The organism is Salsuginibacillus halophilus (genome assembly GCF_003014715.1).
GTDB lineage: Bacteria > Bacillota > Bacilli > Bacillales > Marinococcaceae > Salsuginibacillus > Salsuginibacillus halophilus.
Map to the genome: position 1 here is coordinate 1 of NZ_PYAV01000011.1, position 14,863 is coordinate 14,863.

The 14,863-nt window shown below is 48.6% G+C and carries 20 protein-coding genes; 18 read left to right on the forward strand and 2 right to left on the reverse strand.

Features of this window, described 5'->3' with window-relative positions:
* The first annotated feature begins 435 nt into the window (after positions 1-435).
* On the forward strand, positions 436-855 hold the full coding sequence (gene mntR, locus B0H94_RS11005) for a transcriptional regulator MntR (RefSeq protein WP_106589325.1): 420 nt from the start codon (positions 436-438) through the stop codon (positions 853-855).
* A 712-nt stretch (positions 856-1,567) separates the two neighbouring features.
* A complete protein-coding gene (locus tag B0H94_RS11010; RefSeq protein WP_106589326.1) occupies positions 1,568-2,479 on the forward strand; it encodes a patatin-like phospholipase family protein in 912 nt (303 codons plus the stop codon).
* On the opposite strand, the gene B0H94_RS11015 is transcribed toward B0H94_RS11010, so the two are convergent.
* Both B0H94_RS11015 and B0H94_RS11020 read right to left on the reverse strand, forming a co-directional pair.
* The gene (locus B0H94_RS11015) at positions 2,476-3,270 is read right to left on the reverse strand and encodes a phosphatase PAP2 family protein (protein ID WP_106589327.1); all 795 of its coding nucleotides are present in this window, start codon (positions 3,268-3,270) and stop codon (positions 2,476-2,478) included. The two genes, B0H94_RS11010 and B0H94_RS11015, sit on opposite strands and share 4 nt — an antisense overlap.
* A gap of 48 nt (positions 3,271-3,318) precedes the next feature.
* Positions 3,319-3,699, reverse strand: coding sequence for an SA1362 family protein (locus B0H94_RS11020; RefSeq protein WP_106589328.1), 381 nt, complete (start codon positions 3,697-3,699; stop codon positions 3,319-3,321).
* 285 nt (positions 3,700-3,984) lie between these two features.
* On the opposite strand from B0H94_RS11020, the gene B0H94_RS11025 reads away from it, so the two are divergent.
* From B0H94_RS11025 to folD, 16 genes are all read left to right on the forward strand, one after another.
* The gene (locus B0H94_RS11025) at positions 3,985-4,455 is read left to right on the forward strand and encodes a YqhR family membrane protein (RefSeq protein WP_181315374.1); all 471 of its coding nucleotides are present in this window, start codon (positions 3,985-3,987) and stop codon (positions 4,453-4,455) included.
* A 117-nt stretch (positions 4,456-4,572) separates the two neighbouring features.
* Positions 4,573-5,640, forward strand: a complete 1,068-nt coding sequence (locus tag B0H94_RS11030; protein ID WP_106589330.1) for a M24 family metallopeptidase — start codon at positions 4,573-4,575, stop codon at positions 5,638-5,640.
* Positions 5,641-5,707: 67 nt separating this feature from the next.
* A complete protein-coding gene (gene efp / locus B0H94_RS11035; protein ID WP_106589331.1) occupies positions 5,708-6,271 on the forward strand; it encodes an elongation factor P in 564 nt (187 codons plus the stop codon).
* Between the two features lie 794 nt (positions 6,272-7,065).
* Entirely contained in the window at positions 7,066-7,989 is a 924-nt protein-coding gene (gene spoIIIAA, locus B0H94_RS11040; RefSeq protein WP_245893985.1) for a stage III sporulation protein AA, read from the forward strand.
* Positions 7,986-8,498 carry a stage III sporulation protein SpoIIIAB gene (gene spoIIIAB, locus B0H94_RS11045; protein ID WP_106589332.1) on the forward strand — a complete coding sequence of 171 codons (513 nt, stop codon included), beginning with the start codon at positions 7,986-7,988 and terminating at the stop codon, positions 8,496-8,498. The genes spoIIIAA and spoIIIAB overlap by 4 nt, the downstream gene beginning before the upstream one ends.
* A gap of 23 nt (positions 8,499-8,521) precedes the next feature.
* Positions 8,522-8,731: a stage III sporulation protein AC gene (gene spoIIIAC, locus B0H94_RS11050; RefSeq protein WP_106589333.1), complete on the forward strand. Its 210-nt coding sequence runs from the start codon at positions 8,522-8,524 to the stop codon at positions 8,729-8,731.
* 3 nt (positions 8,732-8,734) lie between these two features.
* Complete coding sequence (gene spoIIIAD, locus B0H94_RS11055) at positions 8,735-9,130, forward strand: stage III sporulation protein AD (RefSeq protein ID WP_106589334.1); 396 nt, start codon at positions 8,735-8,737, stop codon at positions 9,128-9,130.
* A 16-nt stretch (positions 9,131-9,146) separates the two neighbouring features.
* A complete protein-coding gene (gene spoIIIAE / locus B0H94_RS11060; RefSeq protein ID WP_106589335.1) occupies positions 9,147-10,301 on the forward strand; it encodes a stage III sporulation protein AE in 1,155 nt (384 codons plus the stop codon).
* 6 nt (positions 10,302-10,307) lie between these two features.
* Positions 10,308-10,892, forward strand: a complete 585-nt coding sequence (gene spoIIIAF / locus B0H94_RS11065) for a stage III sporulation protein AF (protein ID WP_106589336.1) — start codon at positions 10,308-10,310, stop codon at positions 10,890-10,892.
* Positions 10,889-11,545 (forward strand): stage III sporulation protein AG, encoded by a 657-nt coding sequence (gene spoIIIAG / locus B0H94_RS11070; protein ID WP_106589337.1) that lies wholly within the window; start codon positions 10,889-10,891, stop codon positions 11,543-11,545. Before spoIIIAF ends, spoIIIAG begins: the two co-directional genes overlap by 4 nt.
* Complete coding sequence (locus tag B0H94_RS11075; RefSeq protein WP_106589338.1) at positions 11,546-12,235, forward strand: SpoIIIAH-like family protein; 690 nt, start codon at positions 11,546-11,548, stop codon at positions 12,233-12,235. It begins immediately after the preceding gene.
* A 69-nt stretch (positions 12,236-12,304) separates the two neighbouring features.
* Positions 12,305-12,487, forward strand: coding sequence for a hypothetical protein (locus tag B0H94_RS11080; RefSeq protein ID WP_106589339.1), 183 nt, complete (start codon positions 12,305-12,307; stop codon positions 12,485-12,487).
* A 181-nt stretch (positions 12,488-12,668) separates the two neighbouring features.
* Positions 12,669-13,028 carry a hypothetical protein gene (locus tag B0H94_RS11085; protein ID WP_106589340.1) on the forward strand — a complete coding sequence of 120 codons (360 nt, stop codon included), beginning with the start codon at positions 12,669-12,671 and terminating at the stop codon, positions 13,026-13,028.
* 41 nt (positions 13,029-13,069) lie between these two features.
* On the forward strand, positions 13,070-13,474 hold the full coding sequence (locus B0H94_RS11090) for an Asp23/Gls24 family envelope stress response protein (RefSeq protein WP_106589341.1): 405 nt from the start codon (positions 13,070-13,072) through the stop codon (positions 13,472-13,474).
* A 121-nt stretch (positions 13,475-13,595) separates the two neighbouring features.
* Positions 13,596-13,994, forward strand: a complete 399-nt coding sequence (nusB, locus tag B0H94_RS11095; protein ID WP_106589342.1) for a transcription antitermination factor NusB — start codon at positions 13,596-13,598, stop codon at positions 13,992-13,994.
* Positions 13,995-14,005: 11 nt separating this feature from the next.
* Positions 14,006-14,860: a bifunctional methylenetetrahydrofolate dehydrogenase/methenyltetrahydrofolate cyclohydrolase FolD gene (gene folD / locus B0H94_RS11100; RefSeq protein WP_106589343.1), complete on the forward strand. Its 855-nt coding sequence runs from the start codon at positions 14,006-14,008 to the stop codon at positions 14,858-14,860.
* The last annotated feature ends 3 nt before the right edge of the window (positions 14,861-14,863 follow it).

A 14,863-nucleotide genomic window follows, 5' to 3' on the forward strand; every position in this document is an offset into this window, starting at 1 on the left:
CTTAGCTTTGGCCATAAGGTTCACGCCCTTTATCATTGTTGTCTTTCATGTAACCATGTGCCAATGTGCCGTGTCCACTATTTATACTAACTTCAGATCTCAGGGGAGCGAGGCACGATCTCAGGGGAGCGAAGCACGATCTCAGGTGAGCGAAGCACGACCTCAGGTGAGCGAGGCACGATCTCAGGCGGGTGAAGCACGACCTCAGGTGAGCGAAGCACGACCTCAGGGGAGCGAAGCACGATCTTAGGGGAGCGAGGCACGATCTTGGGGGAGCGAAGCACGATCTCAGGGGAGCGAAGCACGACCTCAGGTGAGCGAGGCACGATCTTGATATTTGAAAACTGTCCTGCCGTTGCCGAGTGCTTTGCAATCCGGTACAATGAAATAGAATCCGTCTACAGACGGGGAATGCTTAGCATTGGGGGAAGCACCATGCCAACACCCAGTATGGAAGATTATTTAGAGCGAATTTATAAACTCATTGAAGACAAAGGCTACGCCCGCGTTTCAGATATTGCAGAAACGCTCGATGTGCACCCGTCTTCGGTAACAAAAATGGTGCAGAAACTTGGGCAGCGGGAATACTTAATTTATGAAAAATACCGCGGCTTAATGTTAACACCGAAAGGAAAGAAGATCGGAAAACGGCTCGTCTATCGTCATGAGCTGCTCGAAGATTTTTTACATATTATTAACGTCGAACATGACAATATTTATGCAGACGTTGAAGGCATTGAGCATCACTTAAGCTGGGATGCGATCGACCGGATCGGTGACTTAGTGCAGTACTTTCGCGAAGACGAAAGCCGGATCGAAGACTTGCGCACGACCCAGAAAAAAGAAGAAGGCTAAACTTCAAGTGTTGATGCACCTAAAAGAACCTTTCTCCAAGAGAAAGGTGCAGCGTGTAGACAAACTTTTAAGAAAAGCGAAGGCAGACGTCGCTTTTCCGCGGACGCTTGCACCCGGATGGCACAAGTGTGACACCGATTTGATCTACGCTAAAGCTTGAAGTCACCGTATCTTCTTAGCCTCCGTCACCGACTCAACCTCCTCGGCAGAAAGTCACTGGCTGCAGGATTTTCGGCTCGCGCTGTTCCTGGTGGCGTCGCCGACGCTTGTCAGCCTTATGTAGTTTGAAGGTCATCAATTGTAAAGATTCTTGTGATTAAGCAATATCTACATGAATTCTTTTCATCATGACGCTTTATGAGTGATCAAACGAACCATATACAAATGTAAAAGTGACCGAAACGAAAGACGGCGACTCCCAGAGGATCAAGCGAAGGCTGAAGATCCACTTGTTCGAATGAATCAATCGAACAAGTTAGCTGAAGCCAAGCCCTCGGGAAAGCGTCCGTCGGTAGTGTTGGTCACGTTCATGATTGGGTTTTTATCCTCTTCATACAACAGCCCGGAACTTGAGGAAGTAAGCTGCCCATAAATGTTTGGCTTTATACTTTGTCGACAGTCTGATCCTTTCTCTTAGAGAAAGGTTCTTTTTTTGGATAGGCACCAAAGACAGCATAGCGGCATATGCCTATAAGAGGAGGGGGTATGCACCGTGAACGTCGATGCTGTGTTTGCCGGCGGCGGGGTGAAAGCTGTCGCATTTATAGGTGCACTGCGTGCCATGGAACAGAAAAATTTAAGTATGAACAGGGTAGCGGGTACAAGTGCTGGTGCGTTAACAGCTGCGCTCGTTAAGGCTGGCTACACAAGTGATGAGCTGCTGGAAATTGTGAAAAACACCGATCCAAACGCGCTGCTTGATGCACCGTTTCCTGCCCGGCTCTGCCGGCTCACGCACTGGTTGAGTGTGTACTGGCGACTCGGTTTATATAAAGGAGAAGCGCTCGAGGAATGGATAGAGGAGCTGCTTGCAAAAAAAATGGTGCGCACATTCCGCGATCTACCTGAAGGAAGCCTGAGAATCGTGGCATCTGATTTGAGCGCCGGCCGGTTTATGGTGCTTCCAGATGACTTGAAAGAATACGGCTATAACCCAGACACCTTTCCAATTGCAAAGGCTGTACGCATGAGCTGTGCGCTGCCGTACTTTTTTGAGCCGGTCAAATTAAAACAAGGGCGGGGAAGGTGTGTTTACGTTGTTGATGGCGGTGTGTTGAGCAATTTTCCTCTTTGGCTGTTTAAAAACGAGCAGGAAAAATTACGCCGGCCTTTAATCGGGTTTCAATTAAAACCTGAAATTGACGCGGCTGCAAGGCGGCCGATTGAAAATGCAGTGGAAATGTATAAATCGCTGTTTGAGACGATGCGAAAAGCTCATGACTTGCGCTACATTAAACAGACAGATGCAGAGCACATTGTGTTTATCCCGGCAGATCAACTAAAAGCAACGGATTTTCAAGCAGTCGCAGAAGACCTGCCGGCGTTGATTGAACTTGGTGAAAAGGCAGCTGAAGATCATATTACCCGAAGGCTTGGGCGGAGCTCACCTATCCGTAAGCATTAGTTTTCGATCCGCTGGCCAGCTTGTGTGAAAATACCTGTTATCGTAAATAACCAAGGTGCGAAGAGAGTAATCCATAACCCAAGCAATATGCTAATTAAAAATTGTGAAAGTACTGTCTGCATAAAGGTTGAGGCGGTCCAAAGCAGCACGAGTACGCCGCTGGTGCCGATCAATCCTGCAAGCGCCCGGCGCCCGCGGGAACGTACAAAAAATCGAATTTTCAGCTGTTCAAACACCACGCCTAAGCTAATCCCAAGCAGCAGTCCGGCATACAACGCACTTTCCGGAAGAAGTAAAAGAAGTGCTGAGGGAAGCACGAAGGCAAGGGCAAGCTTGTAAGTATCGGGCATGGATCCGGTCCAATCAAGCGACCGAAATGAAGCGAAAACGAGAAAACCTGCGAGCACAAGACTTGTGCCGATTTCAAACAAATGCGTACCGTTCATGTAAACGACAATAGAAATAAAGATGATACCGCCAAAAGCAGCCCAAGTTATTTTCCGTTGTGAAAATTCTAGAATGAAAAAACCGAGGACGGTTGCGCCTGCCTGCACGTGCGGGTCAGGTATCAACGGTCCTTCAAGGTTGAAAAGCGGCACAGAACCTTCTTGCAGCTGTGGCATGGTACGTGCAAAAACGTTTAAATACATGGAAAGTAAAAATAATACAAAAAGCCGGAATCCTGCACTTTTATCAACTAACCAGTAAATCAGCGGAATAATGATCAAATAATACCAAGCAGGTTCCGAAAATGGTACAACCAATGACAGTGCATCAGCAGCCGATGTCATACATGCTCCCCCTTTCTCCTCTACCCGTGCAAAAAGACCGAGCCAAAACTACGAATGGGCCCGGTCTTTTTTCTTGTTTTTGTTTCCTTCAATCACTTTCAGTTCCGCTTCGCTCCGTTTACGGGCTGGCTTACGTTTTGCGCTTTCAGCTTTTGCTACATTTGCACCTTTTGTCGGTGCTGGGCGGCTTGAGCGGGCAGGGGCGGCGCCTCGCCCTTTTGAAACGGGCTGCGAACCGCCGGCCGGACCGCCGGCCATCCGTTTTAACACAACGCGGGTTAACAAATAGTACAGCCCGACCGCGACAGCTGCGCCTATGAGCAGCGAAATGACGAGGCCGCCGGGGTTGGTTAGCAGCTGGTTACCAAGGCCAAGTATGGCCAACCCGAATATTAAAAATAAAAGCGGCTGGCGGATCACTTTTGACATGGCGTTGTCACCTCCAAAAATTTTAAGCAACTCATCGGTGTGAACGTTGGTTTTATTGTACACGAACAAAGGAGATGTGTGCTACTGCTAGCATTGTTCAAATTGCATAACTTGTGCCTGGTCCGAACGGAATTTGCAAGTCCGTAATTTCGTTGCTGTAGTACTGCTACCTTTCCCTGAAACATATGGTTTTACACATGAAATTTACAAGGGTTGTAAAAAGCTTATTTTATGCGTATGAACCATTTCAAGCCGTTTATACTACGAAACAGAGGTGGTGATGGTTTGAAAACAACAGCACAAGCACTTTCTTATCCGGCTTACTTAGCGGTGCTCGGTTTAACCGCCGGGCTGCTTGCCGGGGTCACCGGGTGGGTTGCAGAAGTTTTTTCATTCGTACAAGCAGGGCCGGCGTTTATATTCTCCTGGTTTACAAGCAGCTCGTGGCTTTCAACTCCGCACGCACAAGCAGCAGCCGTCCTTGTAATTGCCGTGTTATCGATTGTTGTCTCGTTTATTTATGCTTACCTTCTCGCATTTATTCAGCATATGTTTGCCGGGATCTTGTTTGGCGCGGCGCTTTGGCTCCTCGTTTATTACGGACTTAACCCATGGCTGACACAACTTCATCCGGTACCTGCCATGCATCCAACCACGGTGCTTAGTACGCTTAGTATTTTCATATTGTATGGCTTGTTTATCGGATACTCCATTATTTACGAGAATGAATTGCGGCGACAGCAGAAAAAGGCCTAAGCTGTTCAAGTTTTGCATTTTATGGTAGGCTAGACGTGCGATTATTCTAACAGTTCACAACCGGCCGAAAGTTTTTTGGCCGGGTACATAAAATGAAAAGCGATAAGGGGGAGGATTATGAACCGTTTAGAAAAAATCCGTCAAAAAATGAATGAGCATGCACTCGATGCGCTCGTGATTGAAAGCAGTGCCAACCGCCGTTACGTTTCAGGCTTTACTGGAACGTCAGGCGCAGCTTTGATTACCCGCGAAGAAGCGGTACTGGTCACTGACTTCCGCTACACGTCGCAGGCTGAAGCCCAATGTGAAGGGTTTACGGTCGAAAAGCAGGCCGGCGGACTTGCTGAAGCCGTAGGTGAGGCTGTGAAGCAGCGCGGGATCCAAACGCTCGGATTTGAAAAAGAGGCGGTCACATACGCTCAGTTTGAAGCTTATCAAACCTATATTCAGGCTGAATTAAAGCCGGTTGCAGGCATTGTTGAAAGCGTGCGGATGATAAAAACAGATGAAGAGCTTGCTGTGTTAAAAGACGCAGCTGCCATTGCTGATCGTGCTTTTGAACATATTCAATCGTTTATCCGGCCTGGGGTTGAAGAGATCGAAATCTCAAATGAGCTGGAGTTTTTCATGCGCCGGCAAGGAGCTGTTTCTTCATCATTTGATATTATCGTTGCTTCAGGCTACCGCAGTGCACTGCCGCACGGGGTCGCAAGCACGAAGCAAATTGAAAAAGGTGAACTTGTCACGCTTGATTTCGGCGCTTACTACAACGGCTACTGCTCGGATATTACCCGGACGTTTGCTGTCGGCGAGCCGTCTGAAGAGCTGCGCCGCATATATGACACCGTGCATGCTGCCCAAGTGAAAGCCCTTGAACACCTTAAGCCGGGAATGACGGGAGTTGAAGCGGATGCGGTCGCCCGTGACTACATTCAAGCTGAAGGTTACGGGCCGTATTTCGGACATGGGCTTGGTCACGGCCTTGGCATGGAAGTGCATGAAGGGCCGCGTCTATCGCCAAAAGGTTCACAAACCCTTGAAGAGGGGATGGTTGTCACAGTAGAGCCTGGCATTTACGTTGAAGGAACCGGCGGCACTAGAATTGAAGATGATGTTGTAATCACAAAAGATGGCTGCAGCCGTTTAACGACGTCGCCGAAAGACTTGATCATTCTCGGGGAATAACGTTACAGATGCCGCAGGCTGTGGTATAGTAGAGGCGCAACGACTTCTATAAAGGTGGAATTTTGGCATGATTTCTGTAAATGATTTTAAAACAGGCTTAACCATTGAAGTAGAAAATGATATTTGGCAGGTTGTTGATTTTCAACACGTCAAGCCTGGCAAAGGTGCAGCTTTTGTACGTTCAAAACTGCGCAGCCTTCGGACAGGAAATATTCAAGAGAAAACGTTCCGCGCTGGTGAAAAAGTAAACCGGGCGCACATTGAAAAGAGCAAAATGCAGTACTTATATTCAAGCGGTGATGAGCATGCGTTTATGGATACAACATCGTTTGAGCAGGTGGAGCTTTCCACAAAGCAGCTCGAATATGAATTAAACTTCCTGAAAGAAAACATGGAGGTCAGCATCATCACATACGGTGATGAAGTTCTCGGTGTAGAACTGCCGAATAACGTAGAGCTGAAAGTTGAAGAAACCGACCCTGGCATCAAAGGTGACACAGCTTCCGGCGGCTCGAAACCGGCTGTACTTGAAACAGGCTACAAAGTTCAAGTGCCATTTTTCGTTAACGAAGGCGACGTGGTCGTGGTGGACACGAAAAAAGGTGAATACTTATCCCGCGCTTCTTCCTAACTTGAAGCAGCACCGACCGGCATCTCTCTTTTTGAGAGGTGCCGTTTCACATTGCTGGCAAAGTACAAAACCTAAGATTCACGCACAGCTTATTGCTCCGAGCTCCGCAGGCGGTTCTATAAGATATACTTGAAATATTAGACACGGGAAATATACTCATTTTTCCCCAATTGCACAAGTGCGACATCGACTCAATCAGCACTTACGCTTGATATCGTCGTGTCTGCCTTGCCGCTGATCAACGCTTCAGCTTGCGCGTGAAAAAACCGCTCCATGCGAGGTCTTCGACTGTTGCTCTTCTCGGTGGTGTGCGTAAAACAAAAATACAAAGACGAATTGTCACAGCGTAGTGTGATTCGTGCGCGAAGGGACTCACTTTTTAAGCTGTCCCGCGTTACCGGGGTAACAACAACATATCTACATTAAAAGCATCAACTTACGACTTTCACCTATGTAGATATATTTTGATAAGAGACTCTATAAGGTTACATGACAATGTAACAACTTAAGGCTGGCGAGCGTCGGCGGCGACGCCTACGGTAACAGTACGAGCCGAAAATCCCGCAGGCAGTGATTTCCTGCCGAGGAAGTTGAGGCCGTACCCGAGGCAAGCGTCCGCCGAATAGCGGAGTCAGTCTTAGCTTTTTCAAAAGTTTGTCTACACACTGCGACCGGCATCTCTCTTTTTGAGAGGTGCCGGTCTTTTTTGTGTCTAGAAAAAGTGATACGCCTGTCTTTTTCTTCATACACATGAAATCAGCACAGTTAAGCCGGATGAGAAAGGAGGGAGGTTTGTGCAGACAGCGCAGATGTGGGAGCCGGTAAAACATGTGCTGCCGGCGCGGTTTGCTAAAGCTGTGGAAGAAGAAAACTTGACGAGAGGCTTTGAAGAGATACGCCTCCGGGTAGGTCGCGCAGTAGAAGTGAGCACAGGCCGGGCGTCCTGCTTTTTGTCACCGGAAGCAGGCGATGCATGCTTTACCGCACAAGATGCTGCCGAAACGCTCGAACGTTTAAGTCGGCATTCCGTTTACGCGTATGAAGATGAGATCCGCCAAGGCTTTATTACGCTGCCAGGCGGGCACCGGGTCGGTCTGTGCGGGCGGACAAGTGTGACCGGGGGCCGGGTGGAGACGATCCGTAATGTATCATCTTTTAACATCCGGGCGGCGAAGGATCTCGTCGGCATCAGTCGACCACTGCATGCGTATTTGTTTGATGACGCCTGGCTGAACACGTTAATTATCGGTCCGCCAGCTTCTGGGAAAACATCTTTACTCCGTGATTTAGCCCGCTCGGCAAGTGTCGGGATGAATCAGCCCTACGCTTTGCCGCACAAAGTCGGGATCGTTGATGAGCGCTCGGAAATCGCAGCGAGTGTGCACGGCGTTCCTTCATTTCAGTTCGGTGAACGTGTAGATGTGCTTGACCGCTGTCCAAAAGCAGAAGGAATGATGATGATGATCCGCTCGATGAGTCCGGAAGTGCTCGTTGTTGATGAGATTGGCAGTGAAGCTGATGCCAAAGCGGTAACAGAAGCGCTTCAGGCCGGAATTCGTGTATTTTCAAGTGCCCATGGCGCAAGCCTTCAAGATGCAAGAAACCGGTTGATGCTTGAGTCGCTCTTCAGTCGAGGCGCGTTTGAGCGGTATGTCGTTTTATCAAATACACGCGGCAAGCGTCAGGCGGTGGTGCAGACGAGCGGGGTGACATCATGATGCTTGTCGGTGCTTTGATTGTACTTGCAGCCGCAACCTTTATCGGGTTTGAAGCGAGCCGCAGTCTGCGCGAACGCCCCCGCGAGCTCCGGCAGCTGCAGACGGCACTGCAGGCACTTGAGGCTGAAATTATGTTTGGCACCACTCCGCTTCAAGAAGCTTCGGACAAACTAGCAGGTCAGCTGAATTCACCTGTTAGCTTGCTGTTTTCCGAATTCAGCAGGCGATTGGAAGAACAGGGGGAAACGACAGCAGAAGCGTGGCAGCGAAGTGCAGACGGCGTTCAAGCGGCAGGGGCACTCACGCGTGAAGACACGAGCATATTGGTCGAATTCGGCCAGACGCTTGGCAGGTTCGGGCGGAGCGAACAGCAGAAACAGATCCGTTTAGCACTTACCCGTCTCAGTCAAGCAGAGGCAAGTGCCCGGGAAATGTGCAGCCGTTATGAGCGGATGGCAAAGTCGCTCGGGTTTTTAGGGGGACTGCTTGTCATCATCGCGCTTGTGTAACGCCGGCTAAAGGAGGTAGGCAGGTGGCGTATGACGTAAATACCATTTTTCAAATTGCCGGGATCGGCATCGTCGTGGCCATGATCCATACCGTTTTAAAGCAGATGGGTAAGGAAGACTGGGCGCAGTGGGTAACCTTAATTGGTTTTGTCGTCGTCCTTTATATGGTCGCAACGATTGTGAATGATTTGTTTGAGCGGATCCGCAGTATTTTTTTATTTTCCGGAGGTTAACGTATGCCGGCAGAAATTTTACAAATTGTCGGGATCGGCTTAATCGCTGCGTTTCTCTCATTAATTGTGAAAGAGCACCAGCCGGTATTTGCGTTTCTTTTAACGCTCGCCGTAGCGGCGGTGCTGCTTCTGTTTCTCGTTGATTATATTTACGAAGCTCTCTATCTTTTAGAAACGATTGCAGCGAGTACAGATATTAACCTTGTGTATTTAGATACCGTATTAAAAATTATCGGGATTGCCTACATCACAGAATTTGGTGCGCAGATGACAAGAGATGCTGGTGAAGAAGCGATCGCCTCAAAAATTGAGCTTGCAGGCAAGGTGTTAATCCTTGTCATTTCCCTTCCAATTTTCAGGGTTCTCGTTGAAACCGTACTGTCTCTCATTCCCGCCTGAAAGGGACGAGCGTGTCATGAAACTGTTGGTGATGCTTGCAGCGCTTCTGTTGCTTCTAGGCGCTGATGTTCAAGAACAATCACCGGAAGATTATCAAAACGAACAATTGGAACGGCTTGGGATGGAAGAGGTTGAAGAGTTCTGGGAAGAAATTTCACAGTCGTACGGTCCGTTTCTTCCGGAAAGCGAAAAAGATGACGTCAGTGAATGGGTCAGTGAACACGGCGGCACGGAACTTAGCGACTGGATCAGTGCAGGTGTCCAGTTTTTCTTTCACGAATTAAGCGCCAATATTCAGCTGCTTGGCACATTGATCCTTCTTGCTGTGTTCAGCACGCTGCTTCGAGCCTTGCAAAACGCTTTCGAGCAGGAAACCGTGAGCCGCGTTGCTTACAGCGTCGTATTTATCGTGCTGTTTATCCTGGTTGCCAACAGTTTTTATGTCGCGATGGACTACGCCCGGGATGCTGTCGGCAATATGGTGCACTTTATGATCGCCCTTTTACCGATGATGCTTGCGCTTCTTGCCACCACTGGAGCGGTTACGTCAGCGGCACTCTTTCATCCGCTCATTATATTTTTTGTGAACACGAGCGGGCTGCTCATCGAGTCGGTTGTGCTGCCACTTTTGTTTTTATCAGCGCTTTTGTCCATTGTCAGTTTTTTAAATGAACGGTTCCAGCTGACAAAACTGGCGGCCCTCCTTCGCAATACGGCCATGGGGCTGCTTGGGTTGTTTTTAACGGTGTTTCTCGGCGTTATCTCGGTGCAGGGAGCAACTGCAGCCGTAAGTGACGGGATCGCAGTACGCACGGCCAAATACATTGCCGGCAATTTCGTTCCAATCGTCGGGCGGATTTTCACCGATGCAGCAGATACGGTACTAGGTGCCTCGATGCTCGTGAAAAACACCGTCGGCGCAGCGGGACTGCTCATTTTATTTTTAATATGCGCATTTCCTGCAATCAAACTGCTTGCTTTAGCTGCTGTTTATTATCTCTCTGCGGCAGTACTGCAGCCACTTGGCGGCGGGCCGATGCTTGACTGCTTAAGCTTACTCGGGCGAACCGTTTTGTTTATGTTTGCGGCACTTAGTGTTGTAGGGCTGATGTTTTTTCTAGCACTGACCATGATTATCGCTTCAGGGAACATGGCTTTAATGATGAGGTGAAGTCATTTGACATATATCACAGAATGGATTGCAAGTTTAATTTTATTTCTCTTACTTGCTGCGATTGTGGAACTTTTACTGCCGGCGACCAATTTGAAGCGTTACGCAGAACTTGCCATGTCGCTCATTTTAATGCTTTTACTTTTGCAGCCGGTGTTTGATCTTATCAATGAACCGTTAGAGGACAAGCTGCCGGTGATTCCTGCTGAAACTGAACAGCTGAACGAAGAAATTGAAGCGAAGAAAAAAGAAATACAAGCTGGACATGATGCATATATTTCAGAGCAGATGGCTGTCCAGCTCGGGCAGGACGTCAACGATACGCTACAGGCGGAGTTTGGTTTGGAGGTGCGGGATGTGGATGCACGCCGGTTTGAATCTGAAGGTAAACTCAATGTTGTGCTCGGCGCCAGCGAACGAGACGGGCCCGAAGAAGGGATCACTTCGGTTTCGATTGCTGTAAATGAAGCGCATGAAGGTGAGCAAACAGAAGTGGACCGCCAAAAAGAAGAAGTGCGTATGCTTCTTGCAGAGGCGTGGGAAATGTCTGAAGCTGACCTTGAGCTTGTGTGGGAGGAGGAGCCGTCATGAAGCGACCGAATGAAGATGAAACTTCTGCCGGCTTCTGGTACCGCCTCAAAAGTGGGCGCCTGCCACTGAAATATTATTATGCCGGGGCTTTAATCATTTTCGGGGTCGTGATTCTTTTCATCTCTTCAGGTGGGACAGAGGAGCAGGAGATATCGATCACACCTGAACGTGAAGAAATCAACTCATCAACCGAAGATCAAGAAAAAAATGAGCAAACGAGCACCAGTCTTAAAGCAGGCGACGACTACGCAGCAGCGTTTGAAGGTGAACTTCAAGATCACTTAGAGGCCATTTCCGGGGTTTCAAACGTGCAGGTCATGATTCGAACAGCTGGAAGTGAAGAAAAAGTGTTTGAAAAAGATCGAACCGCCCGTCATCAGCAGACGGATGAGCTTGACCAGGAAGGCGGTGAGCGGCGGGTGGAGGAAGGCACTGCAGAAGAAACGATAGTGTTTGAGCGCCAAGGTGATGCGGACCAGCCGGTTTTAAAGCAGACAAGGACACCAGAAGTGACAGGCGTGCTTGTCGTGGCTGACGGTGTCGAGCACATGAAAGTGAAAGAATGGGTGATTGAAGCTGTCACCAGGGCCCTGGATGTCGGTCATCACCGGGTGGCCGTCCTGCCTAAATCTGAGGTAGAGGAGGATGAATAAATGGTTTTAAAAAAGCAGACCGTCTGGCTGTTAACAATGGTCAGCCTGCTCGTTGTTCTTGGTGTGTATTATTTGACCGCACCGATGCAGGAAGCAACAGACGAAATGGTTGATGACGGAGAAGAAGTTGGAGAAGAAAGTGATGCGTGGGCAGAGTGGGTGGAAGAAAACCCTGATGCTGCTGTAACAATTGAAGGCTTTGATGATGAGCCGGCTGATGAAGAAGATCCGGCTTTAGAAGAAGAGGAAGAGGAACTCACTGGTTCTGAGGAAGAAGACCCGGCTTTAGGTGAAGAAGAACCTGAAACAAAAGGCGGCACTTCCGTTGAAACTGAAGCAGCCGGTGGCGCATTGTTTGCCGAGCTTCGCATGGAACGGGCGGAAAACCGGAGTCGTATGCAGGAATCCTATACGGAGCAGATTGCTTCTGAAGAATTAAGCGCAGGTGAAAAACACGATGTCCACGAAGAAAAAGAGGCGCTGCAGCGGTTGATGCAGCAGGAAGAAGAAATGGAGCGCCAAATTCAGGCCGAAGGTTATCCGGATGCTGTTGTGATGGCTGAAGGTGAAGAAACCCGCATTCTCGTTCAAGCTGAATCGTTAAGCCGCGATGAAGCTGTGAAACTCAACCGGATGGCCGCAGAAACTTTCGGTACCACTCAAGTCGCTGTCGGCTATCACCAACCGTAAAACTGAAAAATGAAGCTGAAGCTGCCCGCTGCGGGCAGCTTCACGCGTTTGTATAACGAGAGCTGGAGCGTGCAGAGGCGAAAGTGGAGCGAAAGTGAGGGCGATGGAGCGGCCGCAGGCAAAAATGGAGCGCGCACAGGCGAAAGTGGAGCGAAAGTGAGGGCGATGGAGCGGCCGCGGGCAAAAGTGGAGCGCGCACAGGCAAAAATGGAGCGAATTCGAGCAGGATGGTCCAGCGGTGAGCAAACCTGAAGCGACAGCATGGAAAAGCGGAATCACTTCCGCTCACCAGTTATTGAGAATCCTTTAGAAAAAATACAGCTCTGTCGGTTTGGGGTGGTTGAACGCCGGCCGCACGTGATATACTAATCATGATTACAGCACGAATCAGAGATATCGATTAGAATCCGTAAATGAAGGAGCGGCTGTGCAAATGGAATGGAATGACTTAACTGAAGGAGCCAAAGCGGTTCTTGAACAAACGAGAAATATGAAAAATGATCATATACAAATTGTTGAATTTGATATTGGCTACGTTGAACCAAAAGAAGAAGGTGACGATACAATGCCAATTTCCATTCAAGAAGAAGATTATGAAAGCTTGAAACGTTATGTGAACGAAAACGAATACGGCGAAGCGTATCACATGGCGAAAAACAAAGGCACTGTCAAAATCATTTTGCTTGAAAATCATAAAATCCCGGATAACCTTTCAGAATATCCGGTCTTCCGCCAGTATAAAATTGAGCAGGAGTCCGAAGAACCTGAAACAACCGAAGATCCGGAAGCTTAATCGATCAATCCCCCATTTATTTTACATGAGGAGTGATGACAGTGAGCGAGAATCATATGTTCGATATTGAAGAACACAAAAACGACCTTGGGAAAGTAGAAATTTCACCGGAAGTCATTGAGGTAATTGCCGGCATTGCAGCTTCAGAAGTTGAAGGTGTAACGTCACTTCGCGGTGGTTTTGCTACAGGTGTTGCTGAACGTCTTGGCAAAAAGAACCACGGCAAAGGCATTAAAGTCGAGCTCGGTGAAAACGGCGTAACGATCGATGTTTCTGTTTTTATCCTTTACGGTATGAGTGTGCCGGAAGTTGCAAAGAACATTCAGGAAAATATTGAACATACGTTGAAAACGATGACATCTGTGGCGCTTGAGAGTATTAACATCCACGTTGTCGGTATTCAGTTTGAAACGCATGAAGAGGATGTGCAGCTGCAGGAATCCTAAGGTCCACCAAGGGCCATCGTTTACCATCGGCGGTTTTTCACGTTAACGTGTGTGAAAAGGCGGGCCGTTCAAACGATGGCCTTTTTTCGCGGAGAAAAGAAGATAAAAAGGAGCTAGAAAAATGAACCGACGAGTAGCAAGGCTTCGAGCGGTACAAGCGTTGTTTCAACTTGATTTAATTGAAACGAGTGCCGTTGAAGAAGCTGTAAACAGTGTACTTGAAGAAGATGAAACGGCAGACGAGTATTTATATGATCTTGTCCGCGGTGTTGAAAAAGAGCAGGCGTCAATTGATGCAAAGCTTGGCAAACACTTGGACAACTGGGCACTTGACCGCTTAGGTACGGTGGATCGTGCAGTGATGCGCACCTCTGTTTATGAAATGATGCACCGTGAAGATGTGCCGCTGCACGTAAGTGTGAATGAGGCTATTGAGCTTGCGAAAGCCTTTGGCGGTACGGAGTCAGGAAAATTTGTGAACGGCGCGCTTTCAAGCGTGATGCAAGAAATCGAACGATAGGAGGGACCTTAATGGAAACGGTACGCTTAGACGGCAAAGCCCTTGCCGCCAAAAAAAGAGAGAGCATTCGTGAAGGTGTGGAAAAATTTACAGCAAAAAGCGGTTTTGCGCCGGGTCTTGCTGTGATCATCGTCGGTGATAATCCAGCTTCACATAGTTACGTCCGCGGGAAAGAGAAAGCTTGCGAAAAAGCTGGTATTTTATCGGAAAAACAACACTTAAGTGCAGATGTGAGTGAAAAAGAGCTGCTTGATATGATTGGTCATTACAATGAAGCTCCTCACATTCACGGCATACTCGTTCAGCTGCCGCTGCCGGATCATATTAGTGAGTCGAAAGTGATTGAACAAATTTCAGCAGACAAAGATGTTGATGGCTTTCACCCGATCAGCGTGGGTCGGATGGTGACCGGTCAGAAAACGCTTTTGCCGTGTACACCAGCAGGGATTATGGAAATTTTGAAAGCTTACGACATCACTTTAAGCGGAAAAAACGCTGTCGTGCTCGGCCGCAGTAACATTGTCGGAAAGCCGATGGCGCAGCTGTTATTAAACGAACACGCGACCGTCACGGTTTGTCACTCGCGTACGCCGAACATGAAGGACCTTGCCAAAAGCGCGGACATTGTCATTTCTGCGATCGGTAAGCCGGGCCTAGTTGATGATACCTACATAAAAGAAGGGGCGGTTGTCATTGATGTTGGCATCAGCCGGCTTGAAGACGGTACATTGACAGGAGATGTTGATGAGGCGGCGGTTCAAGGGCAGGCCGGTCACTTAACACCGGTCCCCGGCGGGGTCGGTCCGATGACAATTACAATGCTTCTTGCCAACACACTGCAAGCGGCTGAGGAGCAGACAGCTTAGGAG